Below are 23,608 nucleotides of genomic sequence, written 5' to 3'. Positions count from 1 at the left end.
GCCGTGTCAGCAGGGTGGGGTGGTCGGGCGGGTCAGGTAGACCAGGGGCCCGGGGTCGGGGACCACCGCCTCGGTGAAACCCAGCCGCTCGTAGAACCGGCGGGCACCGTGGTTGGTGGCCGACATCGCCAGGTAGACCGACGGTACGCCGACGGCGTGCAGCCCGGCCAGGAACCGGGCCATCAGCCGTCGACCGTGCCCCTGCCCCTGCCACCGGGGCAGCAGGTCGATGTGCAGGTGCGCCGGGTGGTCGGCGAGCGCCGGCACCACCATCCGCTCCGGGTGGTGGTGACTGTCGACGGTCGCCTCTTCCGGGGTGGCCGGTGGGCGGGTCGGGACCGGATACCTGTGCGCCACCCGGGGAATCCACTCGTCGCGGTAGCGGCGGACGAACGTGGGGGTGTCCGCGGTGCCGAGGACGTACCCCACGGCGCGTCCGGTCCCGTCGTCGAGGACGTGCGCGTGCTCCGGTTCGAGGGTCACGTAGGGGGCCGCGTACAGGTCGCCCATCAGCAGGTCGGTGGAGTAGGTCCCCCGGGCGTCCCCGCCGTCGGCGGCGGTGCGGACGCAGATGTCGTAGACCGCGTCCAGGTCGGTCGGGGCGTAGGGACGGATGAAGGGTTCCACGGCACCTGCCCGGTCGGGGGGATGGGGACGGTCACCCTACCCGGGACCGGGCCGTCCCGGCTGCCCCGTCCGGGCTCGACGCCCCTGGTCCAGCCGACCACCGGCCACACCGGCCACCGTCCGGGCGGGCACCCCGGTCACCGGCCGGGCGGGACGGTGCCCGGTGGTGAGCGGAGTGCGGAAAGGAGCGGCTCAACCGGTGAGGGCGAGCAGGGTGTGCCGCGGGTCCGGGCGGTACGCCTGCTCGGTGTCGAGCAGCAGCCCGAGGTCGGCGAGGCGTTCCCGGGTGCCGGTGACGACGACGTCGCGGCGCATCGCCGCCCGCAGCGCGTCGAGGACCCGACGGTAGCCCGGGATCGGGTCGGCTCCGGTGTGGAAGGTGTACCACCACTGGCCGTTGAGGAACTTGATCAGCTCGTCGGCGAGGTGGTCGTCGTCGGCCAGGGCGGTCGCCGCGCGGATCTCGTCGCGCAGCCCGCACTGGTGCAGCACGTGGGCCAGCATCTGCGGGGTGGTCATCGCGGGCAGCCGCCGGTCCCGGCACCGGACCCCGGCGAAGGCCAGCGGGGCGCCGAGCGCCGGGGACGACCAGACCGGCAGGTTCGCCAGGTAGCCCAGGGGGGCGATCGGGTCGGCGAGTCCGGCGACGTGCACGCCGGGGATCCGACCCACGGCGTACGTGCCGTCGCGTACCCCCTCGCTGTCGTGCATCACCCGCAGTTGGTCGGCGTCGAGGAACAGGACGTGCACGTCGAGTCGGGTGCCCCGGGTGGCCGGAGCGTGCAGCAGCAGTTCACCGTAGAGGTATCCCTGCCCGTGGATGCCACCGGCGACCACGTCGGCGTCGGCGAGGGTCGCCCGCAGGACGGGCACGACACTGCCCCCGGCGGGGGTGGCGTACCGGTAGTGGGTGAACTTCAGGTGCAGGGTGCCGGGGTTCCGGTTGGCACCGTAGGCGAGCACCGCGTACCGCTGCGCCAGGGTCGGCAGGCCCCGACGGGCGAGGAGGGCGTCGAGCGGCTCGTCGCCGACGGCGTACCCACCGTCTGCGGTGCTCGTCAACGGTAGGACCCGGTCACCGGCGAGGAGGTAGTGCCCCGGCGGGCAGGCCCCCGGGTAGGTCTCGGGGAACCGGCGGGCGGGCCGCCAGTCGGCGACCGGGGAGCCCTGCGTCGTGGTGCTGGTGGTCATCGGTCACTCTCGTGTCGGTCGTTCGTGCCCGCCCGGTCGGTCGGCGACCACCACGGCGATGCCGTCGAGGACCCGGTGCAGACCGAACTCGAAGGCGTGTTCGGGACTGTAGGCCGCACCGTACGCCTGCCCGGCTGCGGTGCCGACCCGGGCCGCTGTCGGATAGCCGCCCCCGGCGGCGAACAGCTCCAGCCAGGGGGCGTGCGCCTGCCACCACTGCCCCTCGGTCAACCCGGTCTCGCGTTCCAGTTCGGACTGGTCGACCGCGGCCCGGGCGGCGCTGCGGACGTGACCGAGCAGGAGGGTGAGGACCCCGTCCATCTCGACGTCGGTGAGGCCGATCCCGTCGACGGCGGTCAGCTCGTAGTCGTACTTGGCCAGCAGGTGGGGGCCGAGGACCGGGCGGGCGGTCTCGGCCCGCAGCAGCCACGGGTGCCGCCGGTACAACGCCCAGTTCTCCCGGGCGATCTGTTCCAGGCGGACCCGCCATCCGGTGAGGTCGGCGGGGCGGGCGGTCTCCGCGTACACGGTGTCGACCATCACGTTCACGAGTTCGGTCTTGCCCGGCACGTAGGTGTAGACCGACATGGTGCCCACGCCGAGCGCCTCACCGACCCGACGCATGGTCACCGCGTCGAGCCCTTCGGCGTCGGCGATGTCGATGCCCTGCCGGACGATCCGGTCGACGCTCAACGGTGGGCGTGCGCCCCGGCTGACCGGCTCCCGGGTCCGCCAGAGCAGCGCCAGGCTGCGCGCGGGGTCGACGACTGTCCTGCGGTCACCGGCCATGGGGTACATCATGCCCGGCCGTCGGGTCGCAGGTCTCCCGCCCCGTGCCGCAGTCGGCGTCGACCGTCTCGGACCTGCCGCCGCCGCGTCGGGGGAAACGGATCGGGCCGGCGCCCTGCAGGCCCAGGACGTCGTCCGGGTTGGAGTACGGGCACGAGGTCAGGGAGAGGCATCCACAGCCGATGCAGGCGGCGAACCGGTCCCGCAGGGCGGTCAGCTCCTCGATCCGCCCGGTCAGCTCGTCGCGCCACTGCTCGGAGATCCGGGCCCAGTCCCGGGCGGTGGCGACCTCACCGTCCGGGAACTGGTCGAGGGCCTCCTTGACCTGCCGCAGGGGGACCCCGAGCCGCTGGGCGGTCCGGATGAAGGCGATGACCCGCAGGGTGTCGCGTCGGTACTCGCGGTGGTTGGTGCCGGTCCGGCGGCTGCGGATGAGCCCGACCCGCTCGTAGTAGTGCAGGGCGGAGACGGCGACCCCGGCGCGGCGCGCCACCTGTCCCGGAGAGAGCCAGAGGACCTGCGGGTCGAGCTGCGGCATGGGGGCGGGCTCCTCGGTGTCACGACTGTCGCACCGGCTGACCATCCGGAACGGGGGGTACCGGTCGGGACGACGGTGTCGTCCTGCACCCAGCCTGCGATCTCAACCGCAGTTGAGGTCAACCCGTCGGTGCGGGCGGGACGACGGTCAGGACACCGGTGCGCAGGCGATCGGAACCAGGTCCCCGGCCAGCGACGCCACGCTCATCCGCACGTCCCGCCGCAGCCGCTGCCGTACGTGCAGGTAGAGGCTGCTGACCCGGCGGGCCTGCTCCTCGTCGAGGCAGGTGACCAGGCGCAGCCGGGCCGGCACCTGGACGCTCATGACCGCACCCTCGGCGAGCACCGTCATCCAGTCCTTCTTGGCGATGCGCTGTTGCAGCAGCCGCAGGTTCTCGGTGAACAGGTACGTGTCGGCGGGGGTCTCCTCGTCGTGCAGCCCCTCCCCCAGGCCCCAGGCGGCGCGTACCCCGATCAACGGGTCGGGGTCCGGCCGCCCCGACGGCACCGGGTCGGTCCCCCGCCGGGTGCCGGCCCCGGGGGCGGACGGGCCGACCTGGGCGGTCACCTCGGCCGGGACCAACACCTGCACCAGGACCCCGGACCGGCCCCGCCCGCCCAGCGCCGCCGGGGGCAGCCGGGGGTCCAGCACCCGGGTCGGCGCCGGCCAGCGCAGGACCTCGTGGACGGCGTCGGTGAGCCGGTTCAGCCCGGCCACGTCGAGGAAACTGGGCGCGGTGCTCGGCTGCGGCAGCGGACCGCCGGTGGAGCGCCGCACCACCAGCCGTGGATCGGGCTGCCCGGTGATCGCCTGCAACCGGGCGTACGCCCCGGCGAGCACCCGGCGCAGGTCGTCGGTCTCGGCGGGGAGCAGGTCGTCCGGGGAGAGCGCGGTCAGACAGAACGACGTCGGCAGGGGCACCTCGTCGGCGAGTTCGTTCATGCAGGCGAACTCCCCACCGACCAACTCCGGACGGCGCGCACCGGCGTCGGCGGAGAAGTAGACGCAGGGCCGGCGACTGTATTCGCTACCAGGCGCAGCCACGTTCCCGGCACCCTCCGTATCAGTTTGCGGGTGGCCACCCGCGAGGTGGCCGCGTCGACCGCCGTACACCGTCTCCAGGAGCATCGGGGTGCCTCAGGCTACACCCTCGGCCGAATCGGTCAGCAATCCGTACAGATGCCTGCGCGATCCCCCGGACACCCCATTTCGCTTACGCTCCGTGACGAGGGTGTCGGAATGCCACGTCATCGGGGCTGCCTGCACTATTAGTAGGCGTCGAGACGGTAACACGGGCACGAACGGGCCGACAGTGGCCGGACGAAGTCACCCAGGGTCACCTGATCGACTCGGGTTCCCGGGGCTCGCCGAAGCGCTCCGAGAGGGCGTACCGGGTCAGCACCACGTCCCCCAGTTGCCGGACCTCGGCCACCCGGGCCCGCCGCCCGGAGTGCCAGGGGAACCGCCCCTCGCCGACGAAGCGGGGGGCCTGCCGGTCCCCGACGAAGAAGGGGGCCACCACCAGATGCAGTTCGTCGGCGAGACCGGCACGCAGGAACTGCCCGTGCATCCCTCCCCCGCCCTCGACCATCAACCGGCGGACCCCCCGTCCGGCCAGGTCCACCAGGGCCCGTTCCAGGTCGACGGGCTCCCCGCCGTCGACCACTGTGGCCCGGGCACCGAGACGTTCCCGGGCCTTGGCCACCGCCTGCGAGGCGCAGTAGACGATCCGCTCGGTCTCCCCGGTGGTGAAGAAGCGGGCCTGCGGGTCGAGGTCACCCCCACCGGTCACAGTCACCTTCGCCGGTGACTCGGGCAACCCCCGGGCGACCCGGTCCCGGCGGCGGCGCGGCGAACGCACCAGCAGCCGGGGGTCGTCACGGCGGACCGTCTGCGCGCCGACCAGGATCGCGTCGCAGTCGGCCCGTACCGCGTCGACCCGGTCCAGGTCCTCGGCGTTCGACAGCAGCAGCCGCTCCTCGGTGGCGTCGTCGATGTACCCGTCGATCGAAGCGGCACAGCTGAGCAGCACGTACGGTCGTCGGGTCACGGTCACCCCACGAACGGCAGATCGGCGGTGCGCGCCCGGCTCGCCTTCGCCGCCAGGTAGCCGGCGTTGGCCGGGGAGAGGAACACCCCGGTCGGCTCGACCCGGGCCACCTCGGCGCCGAGCCGGTCGAGCTGCTCGGCCTTGTCCGGGTTGTTGGTGAGCAGGGCGATCCGGGACGCCCCGACGGCGGCCAGCATCTGTGCGGCCACCGTGTAGTCGCGCTCGTCCTCCCCGTGCCCCAGGGCCACGTTCGCCTCGTAGGTGTCCAGCCCGGCGTCCTGCAACGCGTACGCGTCGAGTTTGGCGTACAGGCCGATGCCCCGGCCCTCCTGACGCAGGTAGAGCAGGAACCCACCGGCCTCGGCGATCCGCTCGACCGCCTCCCGCAGTTGGGGGCCGCAGTCACACCGCTGGCTGCCGAACACGTCCCCGGTCAGGCACTCGCTGTGCGGGCGGACCAGGACGACCGAGCCGTCCGGCTGCCGTTCGACTGCGGACTCCCACTCCCCCAGCCCGAGCGCCAGGTGCTCCCGACCGTCGACCAGCCCGGTGAAGGTGAACACCCGGGCGGTGGTGGCGTACCCGTCGGGGAACTCCAGCGGCACCGTGACCTGGGTTCGGATCGTTGCGACAGGCAGTGCTTCGTACATGCGTTCCTCCGTCAGACGTTGCCGGACCGCGCCGACACGTTCGTACCGGTGTACGGACACTCAACCACCCGCGACGCTTTCCCGCCCGGGAGCGGGTACCCGAATACGTCGAATGATCAGCACGAACGCACCCGGGAGGCTGGCCGCGAGTACCAGTGCCCCGTACACCATGGCGGTGCTCACACCCTGGGCGGCGGTCAGCCCGGCGGCGGCGAACGCCCAGGCCGCCACCCCTTCGCGCGGGCCGAACCCGGCGACGTTCAACGGCAGGATCATCGCCATCAGGGCCAGCAGGGTCAGTGGGAGCAGCCGGGACAGCGGGGCGTCGGCACCGACCACCCGGGCGGCGAGCAGGAAGGTGGCCAGGTGACCGGCGAAGGCCACCACCGTGGCCAGCACGACACCCACCCAGACCCGCCCGGCGAGCAGGCCGTGTCGGATGTCGGCGGCGGCCCCCCGGACCGTCCGGGCCCACCGCGACGGCCCGGAGCGGGGCAGCAGCCGGGCCGACAGCACCACCACGACGCCCCCGGCCACCGCCACGGCGGCCACGAACGGCAGGTAGCGCTGCACCGGGGAGGGCAGGGCGCAGAGCAGGACCAGGGCCACCCCGACCTGGATGACCTGGCCCGCGAGCCGTTCCCAGACCACCGACCGGACGCCCCGACCGACGTCGCCGACGTCCCGGCCGTGCCGGACGGCCCGGTGTACGTCGCCGAGGACCCCGCCGGGGAGTGTGGAGTTGAGGAAGATCGCCCGGTAGCAGTGCACCACGGCGGTTCCCAACGGCAGCCGCACCCCGAGTCCACCGGCGACCAGGCTCCACCGCCACGCCCCGCAGACAGTGGTCAGGACGCCGATCCCGAGTGCTGCCGCCAGGGCCGGGCCGTCGATCATCCGGAGCCCGTCCAGGACCGGGCCGGTGCCGACCTGCCAGAGCAGCACCCCGATCAGGGCCACCCCGGCGAGCGTCCGCAGCAGGGGACCCCGGGAGGACGTCTCGGCGTCGGCACCGCTTCCCACCCGGACCTCCCGAAGATCATCATCCGCTGCCGGGAGGTACGCAGCCCGCCCCCGAAAGGTTCACCCGTCGCCCGGTCGAGCCGGGCTCACCCGCAGCCGGCGAGCAGGTCGGTGTGGTCGACCTCGACGTGCAGTCGACCCTCGGCCGCCTCGCTCCGCCGACGACGAGCGTATCCGACCGCCGCTTCAGCCAGCTCAGGACGGGTCTCCACGGCCGCCTCCAGCCACCCGGCGAGCCAGTGCAGCGCCAGCGCGGAGTCCTCGGCACCGAGCCGCCACGGGCTCGACCGGACCTGGACGGGCACCCCGTGCCGACCGAAGGCGTCGACCACCGCCTCCACCGCGTCCGGGCCGAGCAGGGCCCGCCCCTCGGTGGTGCGCCGCTGGTGGGCGTTGAAGGCCTCGGTGAACTCGGCGTCGAGCGGGTCGGCCGGGGCGAACCGGACCCGACCGACCACCGACACCATGAACAGGGCCGGGCACCCGGCCCCCGCGCAGGCGTCGACCATCCGCTGCGCCTCGGCCTCGGTGAGCATGTCCAGCAGCGCCGAGGCGGTGACCAGGGCGGCCCCGGAGAGGTCGGCGGGGGTCAACCGGGTGATGTCGGTACGGCGGGTCTCGGCGGTCACCGCACCCCCGTCGACGGCGGCCACCGCCGCCATCCCCGCCGTCGCCCGGGCCAGCAGGTCGTCGTCGCGGTCGTACATGACCCAGTGCTGCGGCCCGGGCAGCTGCGGGGCGAGCCACCGGCCCATCGACCCGGTGCCGGTGCCCAGGTCGTGGATCACGTGCGGGCCGGGGCCGGTCAACCGACGGCGCACCGGGTCGACCAGTTCCACGGCGCGGGCCGCCGCGTCGGCGTCCTCCCGCAGCCGTAGCCAGTCCGCGAAGGTCAGCTCGTCGATCATGCGGTCGCCCCTTTCAGGACCTGTGCGAGGCGGGCCGACGTGCTCGGCCAGCCGGGAAGGGTGTCGCGGCGGGCCCGCGCGGCGGCACGCAGCTCGTCGCGCAGGCCGCCGTCGTCGAGCCAGCGCCGCAGCGCGTCGGCCAGCGCCGCCGGGTCGTCCGGCGGCACCAGCAGTCCGGGGAGGACGCCGTCCGGGGTCCGCCCCACCGCCTCGGGCACCCCGCCGACGGTGGTGGCCACCACCGGCACCCCGTGGGCGAGCGCTTCGGCGACCACCATCCCGTACGTCTCCGACCGTGAGGGCAGCACCAGCAGGTCCGCTCCGGCGTACGCGGCGGTCAGCCGGGCGCCGGTGAGCGGGCCGACCCGGCGTACCCGCTCGTCGAGGTCGTACGCGCGGACCCGGGCGTCGAGCCGGGCGGCGGTCTCCGGGGCGACGGTCGGTGAACCGACCAGGGTGCAGGTCCAGTCCCTGTCGACGAGGGTGGCCAGGGCGTCCACCAGCAAGTCGTGCCCCTTGAGCGGGGTCAGGGCCGCGACGCAGAGCAGCCCGCCGCCGGTCCCGGTACCCGAAGACGGGAACGTGCCCGAGGCCGCAGCCGAGAACGGGAACGCGGCCGGGGACGGTGACGGTGACGGGGATGCGGCCGGGGACGGTGACGGTGACGGGGATGCGGCCGGGGACGGGGTCGGGTCGACGGGGTCCACCCCCGGTAGGGCCACCGTCACCCGGTCGGCGGGCAGGGCGTACCTGTCGAGCAGTCGACGTCGGGTCCACTCGCTGGTGGTGACCACGGCGGCGGCCCCGGCGAGGGCGCGGGCCTCGGCCGGGTCGTCCATCGCCATGTGGACCAGCACGACCAGGCGGACCCGGTCGACGTGGGGGGCGAGGACGTCGGGCACCGCCGAGGCGACCAGACCGTCGGCGAGGACCACCCCGCCGTCCGGGACGCCGTCCAGGACCCGGGCCAGCTCGGAGCGGGACCGGTCGTCAGGGTGCGGCCACGCCCCGGCGACGGGATGCTCGCGGACCGTCCAGCCGGCGTCGGCGAGACCGTCGAGGACCCGCCGGTCGTAGTGGTTGCCGCCGCTGGGGGTGGCCGGGTCGTCGATGTCGTTGGGCAGCACCACGTCCACGACCGGCCCGGCGAGCTGCCCGGCGGCGGTCGAGCCCACGCCGGGCAGCTCGGGTCGCATGCTGTTACAGCGACCGCTCGTAGCTGCACCAGGCCACGTGCGACTCGTGCAGGGTGACGGTGATACCGGCCAGGGTACGGGCGGACTCGCCCAGCGCACCCGCCCTGGCCCGGTCGGCGAGCCGGTCGGCGATGGTGCGGGCCAGGACCTCGGTGGTGGTGTTCCGCCCCTCGAAGTCGGGCTCGTCGTCGAGGTTGCGGTAGTTGAGCTGCGCCAGGACCGCCTTCAACTCGTCGGTGACGAGGCCGATGTCGGCGACGATCCCGTCGGCGTCGAGCTCGGCCCGCCGGAGGGTGGCGTCCACCACGAAGGTGGCACCGTGCAGCCGCTGGGCCGGGCCGAACACCTCGCCCCGGAAACTGTGGGCGATCATGATGTGGTCCCGAACGGTGACGCTGAACATGGTCTCACTCTCCGTCGTAGTCGATCACATGGCAGAGCGCCGACGACCGCCCGGCGGACACGTCGTCGAGCACCCGGGGCAGCTCCACGAAGGGCGACCGGCCGGTGATCAGCGTGTCGAACACCGGGTCGGCGAGGAGGTCCAGGGCCAGGGCGAGGCGGTCGGCGTAGCGGCGGCTGCTGCGGCGGGCCGGGGACACCATACCGACCTGGCTGCTGCGTACCGTCAACCGTCGGGAGTGGAAGGCACCGCCCAGCTCGACCGTCACCGGCCGGTCGCCGTACCAGCTCATCTCCAGGAGGGTGCCCTCCGGGGCGAGCAGGTCCAGGCCGCGTTGCAGCCCCTGCCCGCTGGCGCTGGCGTGCACCACCAGGTCCCGGCCGGTGGCCGCGTCCTCGGGCCGGGCGAACCCCACCCCCAGGGCGGCGGCGATCCCGGCCCGACCCGGGTCGACGTCGACGAGCTGCACGTCGACGCCGGGGAAGCGGGCGAGCAGGGCGGCCACGCAACTGCCGACCATCCCGGCACCGATCACCGTGACCCGGTCGCCGACCAGCGGCGGGGCGTCCCAGAGGGCGTTGACGGCGGTCTCCACCGTCCCGGCCAGCACCGCCCGCGAGGCGGGCACCCCGTCCGGTACGCGGGTCACCGCGTCGACGGGGACGACGTACCTACTCTGGTGCGGGTACAGGCAGAACACGGTCCGCCCGACGAGGTCGTCGGGGCCTGCCTCGACGACGCCGACGTTGAGGTAGCCGTACTTGACCGGGGCGGGGAAGTCCCCCTCCTGGAACGGGGCGCGCATGGAGGCGTACTGGTCGGTGGGGACCCGGCCGGTGAAGACGAGGGTCTCGGTGCCCCGGCTCAGTCCGGTGTGCAGGGTACGGACCAGCACCTCGTCCGGGCCGGGATCGGGCACCGACACCGTCCGGATCTCGCCCTGACCGGGTGAGCGTAACCAGAAGGCGTACGCCTCTCTCGGCATCCTCACTTCTCCTTGCGTCGTGTACCCGATCGCGACCGGGGGTAGGTGATCTGCATCCACGGCGAACTGTTGGGGCGAATTTCCCGTGTTCCCTGTCAGCGAGTTTCCGATCATAGCCACGGAGGAACGGTGCCAACGGTTCGAACGGGTCCGGTTGTCGGACTGATCGCGCAGGTCCTCCTGCTGGCGGGGCTCGCCTCGACAGTCGGCCTCTCGGCGGCCGGATGGGCGGCCGGCGTCGGGTACGGGGCCGTCCTCTGCCTCACTCTCAGCAACGGCCTGCGACGCAGCGCAGCGGACCGGCTCGGACCGGCCGATCGGGTGACCCTGGGTCGGGCGATCCTGGTCGGCGGGGTCACCGCCCTGGTGGTGGACCCCGCCCCGGCCCCGGTGGCGCTGCTCGTCGGGCTGGCCGGGGTGGCGCTGGCCATGGACGCGGTGGACGGTCAGGTGGCCCGGAGGACCGGGACGAGCAGCGCCCTGGGGGCGCGGTTCGACATGGAGGTCGACGCCTTCCTCATCCTGGTGCTCAGCGTGTACCTGGTCCCCTCGGTCGGGGGTTGGGTCCTGGCCATCGGCCTGATGCGGTACGTCTTCGTCGCCGCGAGCTGGGTGCTGCCCTGGATGCGCGGCTCGTTGCCGCCCCGGAGGTGGCGCAAGGTGGTCGCCGCGGTGCAGGGGGTGGCCCTGGCGGTCGCGGCGGCACAGGTGCTGCCCGCCGCCGTCTCGGTCGGGGTGGTCGTGGTCGCCCTGGCGCTGCTCGTCGAGTCGTTCGGCCGGGACGTCACCTGGTTGTGGCGGCACCGCCCGGCCGACGGGGCGACCGCGCCGGTGGTCTCCGGCGGTTCACCCGTCACCGTCCGCTCCGGTCGACCCGGTGCCGCTGCGGTGGTGGGCCACGGCACCGCCATCGCCTCGCCGGTAGTCGTCCGCCCCGCCTCGGCCACCCCGGTCGGCGCGTTCCGGACGGTCCGCCCGGGTGCACGGACGGTCGGGGTGCGCCCCGGTACGCGTACCGTCGCGGGCAGGCCGGGGGCCGGCACCCCGGCCCCGGCCCGGGCGTCGGCGCGGGACGGACGTACCGTCGCCGGGAACGGATCGTCGCGCCTGGCGGTCCACCGCTCGGCCTGAGCCGCGCCCGTCCGAACCCGACCTGAGCCGGCCCCGCCCGGCGACCGGCGTTCCCGAGAGGACCACGGCTTGTCGTTCCTGACCCGCCCGAACCGCGACCCGGCTCCGGAGTCCCGTCCCCACCCGGCCGCCCCCGGCGAACGCCGGCGGCGGCACGCCGTCTGGCCCGCCCCGCGGTCCGACGGCCCCCCGGAGACCGACGCCCCGAGGCCGGACGGTTCGGGGCCGGACGTCCTGGGGCCGGACGCCCCGGAGTCAGACGCCCAGGGGCCGGACGGTTCGGCGGATCACGACGCGGTCGAGCCGGAGACCGGTGCGCGACGGGGCCGGTGGCGGACGGTGGGTGCCAGGGTGACCACCGGGCTGGCCGTCCTGCTGGTGCTGGTCCTCCTGCTCGCACCGAACCATCTGGCCGGATACTCACCGTGGGTGTTCACCCGGCTCCCGTTGGAACCGATCGTCGTCGCCGCCGCGCTGCTGGCCCTGCGGTCCCGGAGCCGGGCCCGGCGGCTGCTGGCGGGGCTGGTCGGTGTCCTGCTCGGGACCATCGGCATCCTGAAGGCCCTGGACACCGGGTTCTTCGCCACCCTGGCCCGGCCGTTCGACCCCGCCCTGGACTGGTCCCTGCTCGGCCCGACCTACTCCTACCTGGTCGAGGCGAACGGCAGGCCCGTCGCCGTCGCCGCAGCGGTCGGGGCGGTGCTGCTCGCCGTCGCCCTGCTGTCCCTGACCACCCTCGCCTCCCTGCGACTGTCCCGCCTGGTGGTACGGCACGACCGGGTGGCGGTCCGGGCGGTCGCCGTCCTCGCCGTGCTCTGGGTGGCCGGTGCCGCGTTCGGGATCCGGGTCGGCCCGGGCGTGTCGGTCGCCGACCGCAGCACCTCCCGCCTGGTCACCTCGCACGTGTCACAGGTGCAGGCCGCGGTGAAGGACCGGGAGACCTTCGGGTCCGAGGTCGACGCCGACCCGTTCGAGGCCGTCCCCGCCGAACGGTTGTTGACCGGCCTGCGCGGCAAGGACGTCATCGTGGCGTTCGTCGAGAGCTACGGCCGCGACGCGGTGCAGGACCCGGAGTTCAGCCCCCGGGTCGGCGCTGTCCTCGCCGACGGCGACCGGCGGCTGGGCGAGGCCGGGTACGCCACCCGCAGCGGCTTCCTCACCTCCTCGACCACCGGCGGGGGCAGTTGGCTGGCGCACGCCACCCTGCTGTCCGGGCTCTGGATCGACAACGACCAGCGTCACCGCAGCCTGCTGGCCAGCGACCGGATGACCCTCAACAGGTACTTCCAGCGGGCCGGGTGGGACACCGTGGGGGTGATGCCCGCCGTGACCCGGGCCTGGCCAGAGGGGCAGTTCTACGGTTACGAACGGTTCCACGACTCCCGCACCCTCGGCTACCAGGGGCCGAAGTTCGGCTTCGCCCCGATCCCGGACCAGTTCACCCTGGGGGCGTTCGAGCGGCTGGAGCGGTCCCGACCCGACCGGGCGCCGCTGTTCGCCGAGATCGCCCTGGTCACCAGCCACTCCCCCTGGACGCCCCGCCCCCGGATCGTGGACTGGTCGCAGATGGGCGACGGCACGATCTTCAACGAGGCCCGGGAGGGTGACGGCGAGGACGTCGGACGCTCCACCGCGCAGATCCGCGCCGACTACCGCCGCTCGATCGAGTACTCGTTGAAGTCCCTGGTGTCGTACGTCGAACGGTACGGCAACGACGACCTGGTGCTGGTCGTGGTCGGCGACCACCAGCCCGCTCCGGTCGTCACCGGCCCCGGGGCCAGCCGGGACGTCCCCATCTCGATCATCACCCGGGACCGGGGGGTGCTGGCACAGATGTCGGACTGGGAGTGGGAGGAGGGCCTCCAGCCCGGGCCACAGGCCCCGGTGTGGCCGATGAGCAGCTTCCGCGACCGGTTCCTGACCACCTTCGGCCAGTGAACCGCGCCCCGGGCCGTCGGCACACCCCGGCACGTGTCGGCCGGGCGACGGGAACCGGACCGGGCCGGTGAGCGACTATCTGTCCATGGGGTGTGAGGGGTGGCGGGAGATCCTGTCGGCACAGCTGGACGGCGAGGAGACGCCCGCCGAGCGGGTCGCCGTACAGCGGCACCTGGAAACCTGTGCGGGCTGCCGGAGCTGGTTGGACCTGGTCGCCGGGGTGAACCGGCGGGCGCGTACCCAGGTGGTGCCGACGGTGCCCGACCTGACCGAGGCGATCCTCGCCGCCGCCGCCGCGCCACCACCACCGGGCCGCCGGTGGCGCCCGACCCTGCCCCGGCCACGGCGACTGGCCGCCCTGGACTGGCGACCCCGGATGGTGGCGGGCCTGCGGGCCGCCCTCGGGCTGCTCGGCGCGGTGCAGTTGGTCCTCGGGCTGGTCCAGGTCGCCCGGGGTGGCACCGACCACGTCCACCTGTCCGGGCAGCACCTGTGGCACGAGGCGGCGGCGTGGAACGTCGCCGTCGGCGCGGGTTTCGTCTTCGTCGCCCTCCGCCGGACTCCCCCGGCCGGACTGCTGCCGATGCTCAGCGCCTTCGTGGCGACCCTGCTGCTGCTGTCGGTGAACGACCTGGTCACCTCACAGGTGGCGATGCCCCGACTGGCCAGCCACGCCTTCCTGGTGGGCGGCTACCTGATCACCGTCCTGCTGTCCCGGCCCGGGCTGCACGCCGGCGGCCCGCCCCCGCACCGCCGGTCGACGCGGTCGCGGTGGCGACTCCAGCTCGACGACACGGCACCGCCGCCACCGGCGACGCTGCGCCTGCTGCCGCCGCACTCCGCGCAGGCCTCCACCGACCGGCACGCCGCCTGACAGTCCCGCACGTCGTCGCCGGGGCGACGAAACCGCCTACCGGCTCGGCGGTGGGGGTTGCTGAGTCCTGGTCTGGTGGTACGGCAGCCGACGGATAATCGACGCCCGGCTTGGCGGCCATCCCCCACCGCAGGGCGGGCACCTGACTGATCGAGGGGAGAATGCCCTCCTGCGGCGGGGCCGCCGGACCACCGACGGGACGGGGGCTGACGGAACTCGCCGCTGCGGCCGTCTCCGGGGCGGCAGAGCCGCTCCCGGCCGATGCCAGCCTCGACCATCGGGCCTCCTCTTCGGAAAGCCGAGCGCTCCAGACCTCCCTGAAAGTGGCGATGTCCGGCCCGGTGTACGTTCCAGACGATTTGACCAGGTAAAACCTGCCGTCACGGTGGTGACGTGGGTCCAATCGTCCGTCGAAGGCCGCTGCACAGACGTTGGAAAGCTCCTTGTACTGATTCTCGTCTTCGATCATCCGGCCGGATGCCTTGAGGTTCGTCAACGCCTTACTCAGGTCTTCGGTGTCGGCAGAATTGCCGAGATTGCCGGAAGTGGGCCACTCGACCTTCCTGTTGGTGGCCCGGAAGCCGCTCGGCTCATCCGTGGACTCCACGAGACCCCAGATCCGCTTCACCTCGTCGATGATCTGGGCAATGGGGCGTGTCATGTTTCCGATCTCCTGTCTTCTGCCTACCGTACGGTCTCTCTACGGCCTCGGCCGCTCCACGGTTCGAGACGACGGCAGCGAGAATCGCGTCAGCCGACCTGACGACGGCGTACCGGCTGGGACAGGGGGGTGGTCAGCGCGGTGGCCAGGTCCTCGCGGGCCCGGGCGACCCGGGACCTGATGGTGCCGACCGGGCAGCCGCAGACCCGGGCCGCCTCGGCGTACGACAGTCCGACGACCTGGGTGGCCACGAACGCCTCCCGCCGCTCCGGGGCCAACCCGTCGATCAACTGCCGGAGGATGATCTCGCCGTCCGGCTCGGGTTGGGCGGGGGCGGCGCCGCCGTCGGCGAACCGCTGCCAGTCGGGGACCCCGGTGGTCCGGGGACGGGCCACCGCCGCCCGCACCTGGTCCACCGCCACCCGACGGGCGATGGTGAACAGCCAGGTCCGGGCCGACGACCGCCCGGCGAACCCGGGCAGGCTGCGCCAGGCCCGCAGGTAGGTCTCCTGGATCAGGTCGTCGACCTCGCGCACCCCGGCCAGGTGCACCAGGAACCGCCGGACGTCGTGCTGGGTGGCGCGGATCAGGCTGGCCGCCGCCGACCGGTCACCACGTCCGGCGGCGAGCGCGTAACCGGTGATCTCGTCAGTCGACTCCGGACCGGTCACTGTGCCACCCTTTCCGCCGCGTCGTTCCCAGCGACCATTGGTCGTTCGTGGCGGCTGCGAAGTTCCCCGGGATGGACCATCTGTGGGTTTCCCGGATCGACGCCGGTACGACGGTGACCAGCAGCAGCGGGCGTACAGGGGGTCCTGCTACGGTCGGTCCGATGATCGCCGACGAGGACCTGGCGGCGCTCCGACGACTGGTGGGCCGCCCGGACCTGCCCGTACCGGTGCCGCTCGGGGCCGGGACCGACCACGTGGCCTACGCCGTCGACGGCGACCTGGTGCTACGGCGGCCCCGGCTCGACGGCCCCGGGGGCGCGGCGGCCGTCGAACGGGAGATCCGGGTGCTCGACGCGGTCGGGCGGGTCTCCCCGGTCCCGGTTCCCACTGTGGTGGCCGCCGCACCCGAGGCGGGACTGCTCCTGCTGCGGCGGCTGCCCGGCACCTCGCTGCTGGAGTCGCCCTGCCCCGACCCGTGGCGGTTGGTGGATCAGCTCACCGCCTTCCTCGACGCGGTGTACGCACTCCCCACCGACCTCGCCCCGGTCGACGCCGATCCACTCGGCGACCACCTGGCCGAGGCCGCCGCGACCATGCCGGTGATCGCCCCGGTCCTCTCCCCTGCGCAGCACCGGCTGGTGGCGGACTTCCTGGCCGGTACGCCGCCACCGGAGCCACCGGCCGGGAGGTTCTGCCACGCCGACCTCGGCGCCGAGCACCTGCTCGCCGACGGCACCGGCACCCGGTTGACAGGCGTCATCGACTGGTCCGACGCGGCCACCACCGATCCCGCCCGGGACCTGGGTCGGCTCTACCGTGACCTGGGGCCGGGGCCGACGGGGGCGGTCGTCGACGGGCTCACCGGCCCTACCGACGCGCACCTGCCGCACCGGGTGGTGTTCCACGCCCGGTGCGCGCTCGTCGAGGATCTCGCCTTCGGGCTCGCCGACGGACCCCGCCGGTACGCCGACGCCGCGCTGGCCGCCCTCACCCGTACCTTCAGTGACCCGGACTGAGGAACCTGCTCGACGGGTACGCGGGCGACGCCGACACCGGTCGGTTCAGGCGCGGTCCGGGCCGGTCTGGTCGAGGCCGACGTACCGGCCCTGGTGGCGCAGCAGGGGTGAACCGGCGTCGGCGGGCCGGACCAGCTCCGGCTCGGCGAGCACTATCACGTGGTCTCCGGCGACGACCCGTTCCACGACCCGGCAGAGCAGCCAGGCCAGGGTGCCGTCGAGGATCGGCACCCCCTCGGGTCCGGGTCGCCACCGGGTCGGTGCGGCGAACCTGTCGATCCCGCCGGTGGCGAAGCGCTGCGCCAGGTCCCGCTGGCCCTCGCCGAGCAGGTGCACTGCGACGTGTCGGCTGGTGGAGACCGTGGGCCAGCTCGTCGACCCGACGTCGAGGCAGAACGACACCAGCGGCGGGTCGAGGGAGACGGAGGTGAACGAGGTGGCGGTGAAGCCGACCGGGGGTGCCCCCGGTGCGGTCACCACCGTGACGGTGCTGGCCTGGTGGCGGAGCGCCGCGCGGAGCGTGTCGACGTCGGCGTCGACGGCTGGTGCGGACTGCGGGCCGAGGGAGAGGGTCATCCCGGTCCTTCCGGTGCCGTTGCCCCCGCCTGGTCGGCGGGTCCGGGGCACGAATCTAACCCGCGTCCCTGATTCAATGCAATCCCTACAGGTTTAGTAGGTTAATCCGAAACGCCGGGCCCCCGCTCCGGCACGGACCGGGGGAACCGCCGGGGCGGCTCAGGACGGGGTGGCAGCCCCGTCCCGGCGGTCCTGGGTGATCCGGTCGAGGTGCGCGGCCAACTCGTCGGTGATCAGCAGGTCGCTACGGATCTGCTGACCCGGGTACGCGGCCCGGCCGACCATGTGCGCCGCCACCGGGGCGGTGGCCAACTGGAACAGGCCCACCAGGACCAGGGTGGTCACGTCCACCCCGTCCCGCAGTCGCAGCCCGGCCCCGACCAGCACCAGCAGCAGACCGAGCACCTGCGGCTTCGCCGAGGCGTGCATCCGGGTCAGCAGGTCGGGGAAGCGGACCAGGGCCACCCCGGCGGCGAGGCAGAGCAGCGCCCCGGCGATGAGGCAGACCGCAGCGATGATGTCCAGGACGGCGTCCACGCTCATTGGCTGTCATTCTTCCGTACGGCGAACCGGGCCACGCTCACCGAGCCGATGAACCCGAGGATGGCGAGGACGACGAGCACCGGCAGGGCGGTGCTGTCCTTGCTGTACGCGGCCTCGGCGGCGATCCCGGCGACCATGACGGCCAGCAGGACGTCGGTGGCCACGGCGCGGTCCAGGATCGACGGCCCCCGCAGCATCCGGAACATGGTGAGCCCACCGGCCACGGCGAGCAGGACGGTGACGATCACGGCGACGACGGTCATCTCGGGGCTCCTTCCACGTCGACCGGTTCCGGGATGGCAGGCGGCGGCTCCGCCAGCCGGCGGATCTCCTCGTCGGAGCCGATGGCGGCGACGATCCGCGCCTCCAACTCCAGGACGCTGTCGCGGAACCGTTCCACCTCGTCACGGGTCCGGACGTTGATCACGTGCACGTAGAGGATCCCGTTGCCCCGGTCCACCTCAAGGATGAGACTTCCCGGGACCAGGGACAGCGCCTCGGCGGTGAGGGTGAGGTTGAGGTCCGAGTTGATCCGCAGCGGCACCGCGATGATCGCGCTGTGCGGGACGTGCCCGAACCGGAACGCCAGCCAGGCGATCTCCACACTGGCCACCAGGAGGTCCAGGGCGAACCGCAGCCAGAACCGCACGAACGCCACCGGTCGGACCCGCCCGGCGAAGGTCACCGGGGGCAGCGGGAAGACCGACAGCACCACCAGCGCGACCACCAGCCCACCGAGGATGTTGGCCCAGCTCAGGGTGCCCCAGAGCAGCACCCAGACGATGATCAGGCCGATCACCGCCACGATCTTGTTGCGCCGCCGCGCCTGCCGGCTCAGCGGCGGGTTCGGCTGCTCGATCTGGTCCTTCGTCACGGTCGGCTCGGCGCTCACGGCGTACCACCCGGGTAGACGGCTTCCACGTACGGTGCCCGCCGCATCAGGTCCTCGGCGGCGTCGGTGCTGATGTCGAACAGGGGCCCGGCCACCACCGTCAGCGCCAGACCGAACACCACGAGCGCGATGGTCGGCGCGACCATCAGCCGGGGCATCATCGCCCCCGAGAAGCCCTTGTCGGGCACCTCGTAGGGCTCCATGGCACCGGCGGCCCGGGTGGTGTGCACGGTGTCCTGCGGACCGGGCATGTCGGCGTGCGGCGCCCGCCAGAAGGCCAGGTTCCACACCCGGGCGGTGGCGTACAGGGTCAACAGGCTGGTCACCAGCCCGGCGGCGACGAGCGTCCAGGCCAACGGCCCGCCGTTGTCGACGCCGGCCTGCACCAGGCCGAGCTTGCCGAGGAACCCGGAGAACGGTGGGATCCCGGCCAGGTTCAACGCGGGTATGAAGAACAGGATGCCCAGCAGCGGTGACAGTCTGGCCAGACCGCCGAGGCGATCCAGCGCGGTGCTGCCCCCACGGCGTTCCACCAGACCTGCGGCGAGGAAGAGCGTGGTCTGGATGGTGATGTGGTGCACCACGTAGAAGATCGCCGCGGAGAGCCCGAGCTGGGTGGTGAGCCCCACCCCGAACAGCATGTACCCGATGTGGCTGATCAGGGTGAACGACAACAATCGTTTGATGTCGGACTGGGCGACGGCGCCGAGGATACCGACGATCATCGTCAGGCCGGCCACCACCAGCAGCAGGGTCGCCGTCCGGCCACCCGGGAAGAGCAGGGTCTCGGTCCGGATGATGGCGTAGACGCCGACCTTGGTGAGCAGGCCCGCGAAGACAGCGGTCACCGGCGCCGGGGCGGTCGGATAGCTGTCCGGCAGCCAGGCCGACAGCGGGAACACCGCCGCCTTGATGCCGAACGCCAGCAGCAGCATGCCCTGCAGGAGCAGGCGCAGGTTGTCCGGGAGCGCGTCGAGCCGGTCCACGAGCTGGGCCAGGTTGAGCGTACCGGTCGAGGCGTACACCAGACCGATGGCGACCAGGAAGATCAGCGAGGACAGGAGGCTGACCACCACGTACGTCGTACCGGCCCGGATCCGGGTCTCCGTGCTGCCCAGCGTGAGCAGGACGTAGCTGGCGACCAGCAGGATCTCGAACCCGACGTAGAGGTTGAACAGGTCACCGGAGAGGAACGCGTTGCAGACACCGGCGGTCAGCACCAGGTACGTCGGGTGGTAGACCGACATCGGCGTCTCCTCGTCGCCGTCGGCCATACCCTGCCCGATGGAGTAGACGAGGACGCAGAGGGTCACAGTGGCCGACACCACGAGCATCAACGCGGCGAGTTGGTCGGCGACCAGCACGATGCCCAACGGTGCGGCCCACCCGCCGACCGCCAACACCAGCGGCCCGTCGACGGTGGTGCGCAGCAGCAGGGTGGCGGCCACCGCCACGGTGGCGGTGAGCACGGTCAGACTGACCAGCCGCTGGGCGCGAGGCCGCCCGGCGAGCATCAGGGCCAGGCCGGCGCCGAGCAGCGGCATGACCACCGGCAGAGGAACGAGCCAGTTCATCGGGGCCTCCCCGTCTCGCCTGCCGCCGTCTTACGGTCGGCGTCGGACGCCGTGGTCGTGCCCGTCGTCGGCCCGTCGTCGGATTCGTCGCCGTCACCCTCGCCGAAGTCGGAGGTGCCGGGGCCCTCGTCGCGGTCGGCCAACTCCATGATCCGGCGGTCCTCCACGTCGTCCTGCACCTCGTCGTGTCCGACCAGGTGCCAGCTGCGATACGCCAAGGCCAACAGGAACGCCGTCATCCCGAGGGTGATGACGATGGCGGTGAGCACCATCGCCTGCGGCAGCGGGTCGCTCATCTCCTCCTCCGGGGTGGTGCCCACGATGGGCGCACCACCGGCCCGGCCTCCGGTGAGCAACAGCAGGTTGGCCCCGTTGCCGAGCAGGATGACGCCCATCAGCACCCGGGTCAGGCTGCGTTCCAACAGCAGGGTCACACCGGCGGCGAAGAGCACGCCGACCACGACCACGTAGGTGAGGTTCGGGGTCACACCAGCTCCTTCGTCGTCCGTACCTCGTCCTGCTCCTCGGCCTCGGTCTGCCGGTCCATCTCGGCACCGAGGCTGCGCAGGATGTCCAGTACCAGGCCGACCACGATGAGGTAGACGCCGACGTCGAAGAAGACCGACGTGACGAAGTGGACCTTGCCCAGCACCGGAACGTAGAAGTCCAACAGTGCGGTCTGGAGGAAGTCGCCGCCCATCAGGACCGCTGCCACCCCGGTCCCGACCGCCACGAACAGACCCGCGCCCAGCACCGCACCGGCGTCCACCGGGGCGGCGTGGTTCAACTCCGTCCGCCCACCGGCGAGGTACCGGACGGCCAGGGCGAGGCCGGCGACCAGACCGGCGGCGAACCCGCCACCCGGGGCGTTGTGCCCGGAGAAGAGCAGGTAGACCGAGAAGAGCACGATCGCGTGGAACAGCAGTCGGGTGACCACCTGGAGGATCACCGACTGCCGGCGGGCCTCCACCCCGGTACCCGAGCGCAGCCACCGGGGTTTGTCGGTGGCGCCGCCGTCCTGACGTGGGATGGAACTGCGCTGGTCGAGGTCGCGGGTCCGGCGGAAGATCAGGCTCGCCACACCCGTGGCCGCCACGACCAGCACCGCGATCTCACCCATGGTGTCCCAGGCCCGGATGTCGACGAGGGTCACGTTCACCACGTTCTTGCCGCCGCCGAACGACAGCGCCTGCTCGGGGAAGAGCAGCGAGATCGGATCGGCCAACCGGCCGCCCGCGGCGACGTACGCCATCCCGGCGGTCACCGCGCCGACGGCCACCCCGATCGCGATGCGACCGCGTCGGCTGGACCGGATCGGCCGTTCGGAGAACTTCGCCGGCAACCGGCGCAGCACCAGCACGAACATGACGATCGTGACGGTCTCCACCAGGAACTGGGTCAACGCGAGGTCGGGCGCGCCGTGCAGGATGAACAGCATCGCGATGCCGTATCCGGCGACCCCGACCAGGATCATGGCGGTCAGTCGGCGCATGGCGCGGGCGGCGCCGATCGCCGCGACGACGACCACCGCTCCGGCCACGGCCTGCAACGGGGTGTCCCAGAGCTGGAACCGCTGCGGCCACGGAGCACCCGCCAGCAGCACGCTACCGGGCAGCACCACCATCACGACCAGGATGACGCCGAGGTAGAACGGCAGCGAACCACGCTGGGTGGCACCGGTCAGCTCCACCGCCAGCCGGTCCAGCCCGGCGTTGACCTTGTGGTACGCGGTCCCGCCGTCGAACGGCAGCCGCAGCGCCGGGTGCAGCTTGCGGCGTTGCAGGAGGAGGAACAGTCCCGCACCGGCACCGACGGCGACCACCGACAGGCCCAGGGCCAGGGTGAGCCCGTGCCAGAGGGCGAGGTGGTAGCCGGGGTCGGTGCCGGTGGAGTACTGGTCGGCGTGGGGCGCGAGGACCGTGTCGATGGCGGGGGCCGCCGCTCCGACGGCCAGGCCAGCGACCGCCAGCAGGGCCGCCGGGGCGAGGAACGCCCACCCCGGGTCGGCCGCCTCGGTCGGGGCGACGTCGGGCTTGGTGGCGAAGGCACCCCAGAGGAACCGCAGCGTGTACGCCACCGTCAACGCCGAGCCGAGCACCAGCCCGGCCAGGACCACCCGGTCGGTGCCGCTGCCGTGCAGGAAGCCCTCGAAGGCGGCCTCCTTGGCGACGAACCCGGCCATCGGCGGCAGGCCCGCCATCGAGGCGGCGGCCAGCCCGGCCACCCCGGCCAGGACCGGGAGGCGACGACCCAGACCGCTGAGTTCCCGGACGTCCCGGGTGCCGGTCTTGTGGTCGACGATCCCGACGACGAGGAAGAGCGTGGCCTTGAACAGAGCGTGGGCCAGGACCATCGCCACACCGGCGAGCGCGAGGTCGCGGGTGCCTCCGCCGAGGACCACCATCAGCAGACCGAGTTGGCTGACGGTGCCGTACGCCAGCAGGAGCTTGATGTCGACCTGCCGCAGCGCCGCCCAGGCACCGAGGAACATGGTGATCAGGCCACCGGCGAGCAGTGTCGTCCGCCACGCGAAGACCTCGCCGACGGCGGGCCCCAGGAGGGCGACCAGGAAGACACCGGCCTTGACCATCGCGGCGGCGTGCAGGTACGCGCTGACCGGGGTGGGCGCGGCCATCGCGCCCGGCAGCCAGAAGCTGAACGGGAAGATCGCCGACTTGCTGAGCGCGCCGAGCAGGATCAGGATCAGGGCGACCGACAGGTAACCCCCGCCGGGCAGGTTCTGGGAGACCTCCGACCAGCGGTAGCTCCCCGCGTGCTGACCGAGCATGATGAAGCCGGCGAGCATGGCCAGGCCACCGAGGGTGGTGACCAGCAGCGCCTGCATGGCGGCCTGCCGGCTGGACCGTTTGGCCGGGTCGTAGCCGATCAGCAGGTAGGAGAAGACAGTGGTCAGCTCCCAGAACACGTACAGCAGGACGAGGTCGTCGGAGACCACCAACCCGAGCATCGCCCCGGCGAACGCCACGAACACTGCGGCGAAGCGACCCAACCCGGGGTCGCCCGCGGTGAAGTAGCGGGCGCTGTAGGCGAGGACGAGAGCGCCGACACCACCGACGAGTACCACCATCAGCCAGGCGAGGGTGCCCATCCGCAGGGCGATCTCCAACCCGACCTGCGGCACCCAGGGCACGACCTGCACCAGTGGGTCGCCGTTTCGGACCTGACCGGTGTGGGCGAGTGCCCACACCAACGTGGCCGCCGGCGGTAACGCCACCAGGTACAGAGCTCGGGGTCCCCACCTGCGCACCAGAGCCGGGGCGACCACAGCTGCGAGCGCATGGACCGCCACCAGGACCAGCACACAACCTCCCCAGAGATCAACAATCGGTCCCACTACCCTACCGGGGTACA

At 72.8% G+C, this 23,608-nt stretch carries 23 protein-coding genes and 1 pseudogene; 4 read left to right on the top strand and 20 right to left on the bottom strand.

Annotated elements, in window-relative coordinates; translation table 11 throughout:
- Window positions 1-6 precede the first annotated feature (6 nt).
- From WHN02_RS17915 to WHN02_RS17860, 12 genes and pseudogenes are all read right to left on the bottom strand, one after another.
- Window positions 7-627 carry a GNAT family N-acetyltransferase gene (locus tag WHN02_RS17915; protein WP_434739880.1) on the bottom strand — a complete coding sequence of 207 codons (621 nt, stop codon included), beginning with the start codon at window positions 625-627 and terminating at the stop codon, window positions 7-9.
- A 192-nt stretch (window positions 628-819) separates the two neighbouring features.
- Window positions 820-1,818: a hypothetical protein gene (locus tag WHN02_RS17910; RefSeq protein WP_434739879.1), complete on the bottom strand. Its 999-nt coding sequence runs from the start codon at window positions 1,816-1,818 to the stop codon at window positions 820-822.
- Window positions 1,819-1,821: 3 nt separating this feature from the next.
- Window positions 1,822-2,607 carry a TetR/AcrR family transcriptional regulator gene (locus WHN02_RS17905; protein WP_434739878.1) on the bottom strand — a complete coding sequence of 262 codons (786 nt, stop codon included), beginning with the start codon at window positions 2,605-2,607 and terminating at the stop codon, window positions 1,822-1,824.
- A 106-nt stretch (window positions 2,608-2,713) separates the two neighbouring features.
- Window positions 2,714-3,145, bottom strand: a pseudogene (gene soxR, locus WHN02_RS17900) (redox-sensitive transcriptional activator SoxR); the annotation flags it as partial.
- 147 nt (window positions 3,146-3,292) lie between these two features.
- A complete protein-coding gene (locus WHN02_RS17895; protein WP_434739877.1) occupies window positions 3,293-4,189 on the bottom strand; it encodes a PEP/pyruvate-binding domain-containing protein in 897 nt (298 codons plus the stop codon).
- Window positions 4,190-4,481: 292 nt separating this feature from the next.
- The gene (locus tag WHN02_RS17890) at window positions 4,482-5,195 is read right to left on the bottom strand and encodes a RibD family protein (protein WP_434739876.1); all 714 of its coding nucleotides are present in this window, start codon (window positions 5,193-5,195) and stop codon (window positions 4,482-4,484) included.
- Window positions 5,196-5,197: 2 nt separating this feature from the next.
- Window positions 5,198-5,845 carry a GTP cyclohydrolase II gene (locus WHN02_RS17885; RefSeq protein WP_350898213.1) on the bottom strand — a complete coding sequence of 216 codons (648 nt, stop codon included), beginning with the start codon at window positions 5,843-5,845 and terminating at the stop codon, window positions 5,198-5,200.
- Window positions 5,846-5,905: 60 nt separating this feature from the next.
- Window positions 5,906-6,868 carry a lysylphosphatidylglycerol synthase transmembrane domain-containing protein gene (locus tag WHN02_RS17880; RefSeq protein WP_434739875.1) on the bottom strand — a complete coding sequence of 321 codons (963 nt, stop codon included), beginning with the start codon at window positions 6,866-6,868 and terminating at the stop codon, window positions 5,906-5,908.
- A gap of 86 nt (window positions 6,869-6,954) precedes the next feature.
- Window positions 6,955-7,776, bottom strand: coding sequence for an SAM-dependent methyltransferase (locus tag WHN02_RS17875; protein WP_434739874.1), 822 nt, complete (start codon window positions 7,774-7,776; stop codon window positions 6,955-6,957).
- On the bottom strand, window positions 7,773-8,972 hold the full coding sequence (locus WHN02_RS17870; RefSeq protein WP_434739873.1) for a glycosyltransferase family 4 protein: 1,200 nt from the start codon (window positions 8,970-8,972) through the stop codon (window positions 7,773-7,775). Before WHN02_RS17870 ends, WHN02_RS17875 begins: the two co-directional genes overlap by 4 nt.
- A gap of 4 nt (window positions 8,973-8,976) precedes the next feature.
- Window positions 8,977-9,375, bottom strand: coding sequence for a 6-pyruvoyl trahydropterin synthase family protein (locus tag WHN02_RS17865; protein WP_434739872.1), 399 nt, complete (start codon window positions 9,373-9,375; stop codon window positions 8,977-8,979).
- A gap of 4 nt (window positions 9,376-9,379) precedes the next feature.
- Window positions 9,380-10,360, bottom strand: coding sequence for a zinc-dependent alcohol dehydrogenase (locus tag WHN02_RS17860; protein WP_434739871.1), 981 nt, complete (start codon window positions 10,358-10,360; stop codon window positions 9,380-9,382).
- Between the two features lie 129 nt (window positions 10,361-10,489).
- Here WHN02_RS17860 and WHN02_RS17855 point away from each other — a divergent pair, with 129 nt between their 5' ends.
- From WHN02_RS17855 to WHN02_RS17845, 3 genes are all read left to right on the top strand, one after another.
- Window positions 10,490-11,491, top strand: coding sequence for a CDP-alcohol phosphatidyltransferase family protein (locus WHN02_RS17855; protein ID WP_434739870.1), 1,002 nt, complete (start codon window positions 10,490-10,492; stop codon window positions 11,489-11,491).
- Between the two features lie 69 nt (window positions 11,492-11,560).
- A complete protein-coding gene (locus WHN02_RS17850) occupies window positions 11,561-13,429 on the top strand; it encodes a sulfatase (RefSeq protein WP_434739869.1) in 1,869 nt (622 codons plus the stop codon).
- An 85-nt stretch (window positions 13,430-13,514) separates the two neighbouring features.
- Entirely contained in the window at window positions 13,515-14,303 is a 789-nt protein-coding gene (locus tag WHN02_RS17845; RefSeq protein WP_434743990.1) for a zf-HC2 domain-containing protein, read from the top strand.
- A gap of 750 nt (window positions 14,304-15,053) precedes the next feature.
- Here the strand turns inward: WHN02_RS17845 and WHN02_RS17840 are convergent.
- On the bottom strand, window positions 15,054-15,635 hold the full coding sequence (locus WHN02_RS17840; RefSeq protein WP_434739868.1) for a sigma-70 family RNA polymerase sigma factor: 582 nt from the start codon (window positions 15,633-15,635) through the stop codon (window positions 15,054-15,056).
- 161 nt (window positions 15,636-15,796) lie between these two features.
- Between WHN02_RS17840 and WHN02_RS17835 the strand changes: the two genes are divergently transcribed.
- Window positions 15,797-16,651, top strand: coding sequence for a phosphotransferase family protein (locus WHN02_RS17835; RefSeq protein WP_434739867.1), 855 nt, complete (start codon window positions 15,797-15,799; stop codon window positions 16,649-16,651).
- Window positions 16,652-16,696: 45 nt separating this feature from the next.
- Here WHN02_RS17835 and WHN02_RS17830 read toward each other — a convergent pair whose 3' ends face one another.
- The 7 genes from WHN02_RS17830 to WHN02_RS17800 form a co-directional block, all read right to left on the bottom strand.
- Window positions 16,697-17,227 carry a flavin reductase family protein gene (locus tag WHN02_RS17830; RefSeq protein ID WP_434739866.1) on the bottom strand — a complete coding sequence of 177 codons (531 nt, stop codon included), beginning with the start codon at window positions 17,225-17,227 and terminating at the stop codon, window positions 16,697-16,699.
- A 159-nt stretch (window positions 17,228-17,386) separates the two neighbouring features.
- Window positions 17,387-17,770 carry a monovalent cation/H(+) antiporter subunit G gene (gene mnhG, locus WHN02_RS17825; protein ID WP_434739865.1) on the bottom strand — a complete coding sequence of 128 codons (384 nt, stop codon included), beginning with the start codon at window positions 17,768-17,770 and terminating at the stop codon, window positions 17,387-17,389.
- Entirely contained in the window at window positions 17,767-18,033 is a 267-nt protein-coding gene (locus tag WHN02_RS17820; protein ID WP_350897122.1) for a monovalent cation/H+ antiporter complex subunit F, read from the bottom strand. Before WHN02_RS17820 ends, mnhG begins: the two co-directional genes overlap by 4 nt.
- On the bottom strand, window positions 18,030-18,662 hold the full coding sequence (locus WHN02_RS17815) for a Na+/H+ antiporter subunit E (protein WP_434739864.1): 633 nt from the start codon (window positions 18,660-18,662) through the stop codon (window positions 18,030-18,032). Before WHN02_RS17815 ends, WHN02_RS17820 begins: the two co-directional genes overlap by 4 nt.
- Entirely contained in the window at window positions 18,659-20,236 is a 1,578-nt protein-coding gene (locus WHN02_RS17810) for a Na+/H+ antiporter subunit D (protein ID WP_434739863.1), read from the bottom strand. The genes WHN02_RS17815 and WHN02_RS17810 overlap by 4 nt, the downstream gene beginning before the upstream one ends.
- Window positions 20,233-20,724, bottom strand: a complete 492-nt coding sequence (locus tag WHN02_RS17805; RefSeq protein ID WP_434739862.1) for a Na(+)/H(+) antiporter subunit C — start codon at window positions 20,722-20,724, stop codon at window positions 20,233-20,235. The genes WHN02_RS17810 and WHN02_RS17805 overlap by 4 nt, the downstream gene beginning before the upstream one ends.
- On the bottom strand, window positions 20,721-23,558 hold the full coding sequence (locus WHN02_RS17800) for a Na+/H+ antiporter subunit A (protein WP_434739861.1): 2,838 nt from the start codon (window positions 23,556-23,558) through the stop codon (window positions 20,721-20,723). Before WHN02_RS17800 ends, WHN02_RS17805 begins: the two co-directional genes overlap by 4 nt.
- Window positions 23,559-23,608 lie beyond the last annotated feature (50 nt).

This window comes from Micromonospora sp. SH-82 (genome assembly GCF_051132485.1).
Taxonomy (GTDB): Bacteria; Actinomycetota; Actinomycetes; order Mycobacteriales; family Micromonosporaceae; genus Micromonospora.
This window is presented reverse-complemented; position numbering and strand designations above follow the sequence as displayed.

Bases quoted from the DNA above. Each gene is read 5' to 3' on its own strand.
- WHN02_RS17810 (WP_434739863.1), bottom strand. From the start codon at position 20,236: ATGAACTGGCTCGTTCCTCTGCCGGTGGTCATGCCGCTGCTCGGCGCC.
- WHN02_RS17885 (WP_350898213.1), bottom strand. From the start codon at position 5,845: ATGTACGAAGCACTGCCTGTCGCAACGATCCGAACCCAGGTCACGGTG.
- WHN02_RS17845 (WP_434743990.1), top strand. From the start codon at position 13,515: ATGGGGTGTGAGGGGTGGCGGGAGATCCTGTCGGCACAGCTGGACGGC.
- WHN02_RS17860 (WP_434739871.1), bottom strand. From the start codon at position 10,360: ATGCCGAGAGAGGCGTACGCCTTCTGGTTACGCTCACCCGGTCAGGGC.
- WHN02_RS17865 (WP_434739872.1), bottom strand. From the start codon at position 9,375: ATGTTCAGCGTCACCGTTCGGGACCACATCATGATCGCCCACAGTTTC.
- WHN02_RS17875 (WP_434739874.1), bottom strand. From the start codon at position 7,776: ATGATCGACGAGCTGACCTTCGCGGACTGGCTACGGCTGCGGGAGGAC.
- WHN02_RS17905 (WP_434739878.1), bottom strand. From the start codon at position 2,607: ATGGCCGGTGACCGCAGGACAGTCGTCGACCCCGCGCGCAGCCTGGCG.
- WHN02_RS17835 (WP_434739867.1), top strand. From the start codon at position 15,797: ATGATCGCCGACGAGGACCTGGCGGCGCTCCGACGACTGGTGGGCCGC.
- WHN02_RS17910 (WP_434739879.1), bottom strand. From the start codon at position 1,818: ATGACCACCAGCACCACGACGCAGGGCTCCCCGGTCGCCGACTGGCGG.
- WHN02_RS17820 (WP_350897122.1), bottom strand. From the start codon at position 18,033: ATGACCGTCGTCGCCGTGATCGTCACCGTCCTGCTCGCCGTGGCCGGT.
- mnhG (WP_434739865.1), bottom strand. From the start codon at position 17,770: ATGAGCGTGGACGCCGTCCTGGACATCATCGCTGCGGTCTGCCTCATC.
- WHN02_RS17870 (WP_434739873.1), bottom strand. From the start codon at position 8,972: ATGCGACCCGAGCTGCCCGGCGTGGGCTCGACCGCCGCCGGGCAGCTC.
- WHN02_RS17830 (WP_434739866.1), bottom strand. From the start codon at position 17,227: ATGACCCTCTCCCTCGGCCCGCAGTCCGCACCAGCCGTCGACGCCGAC.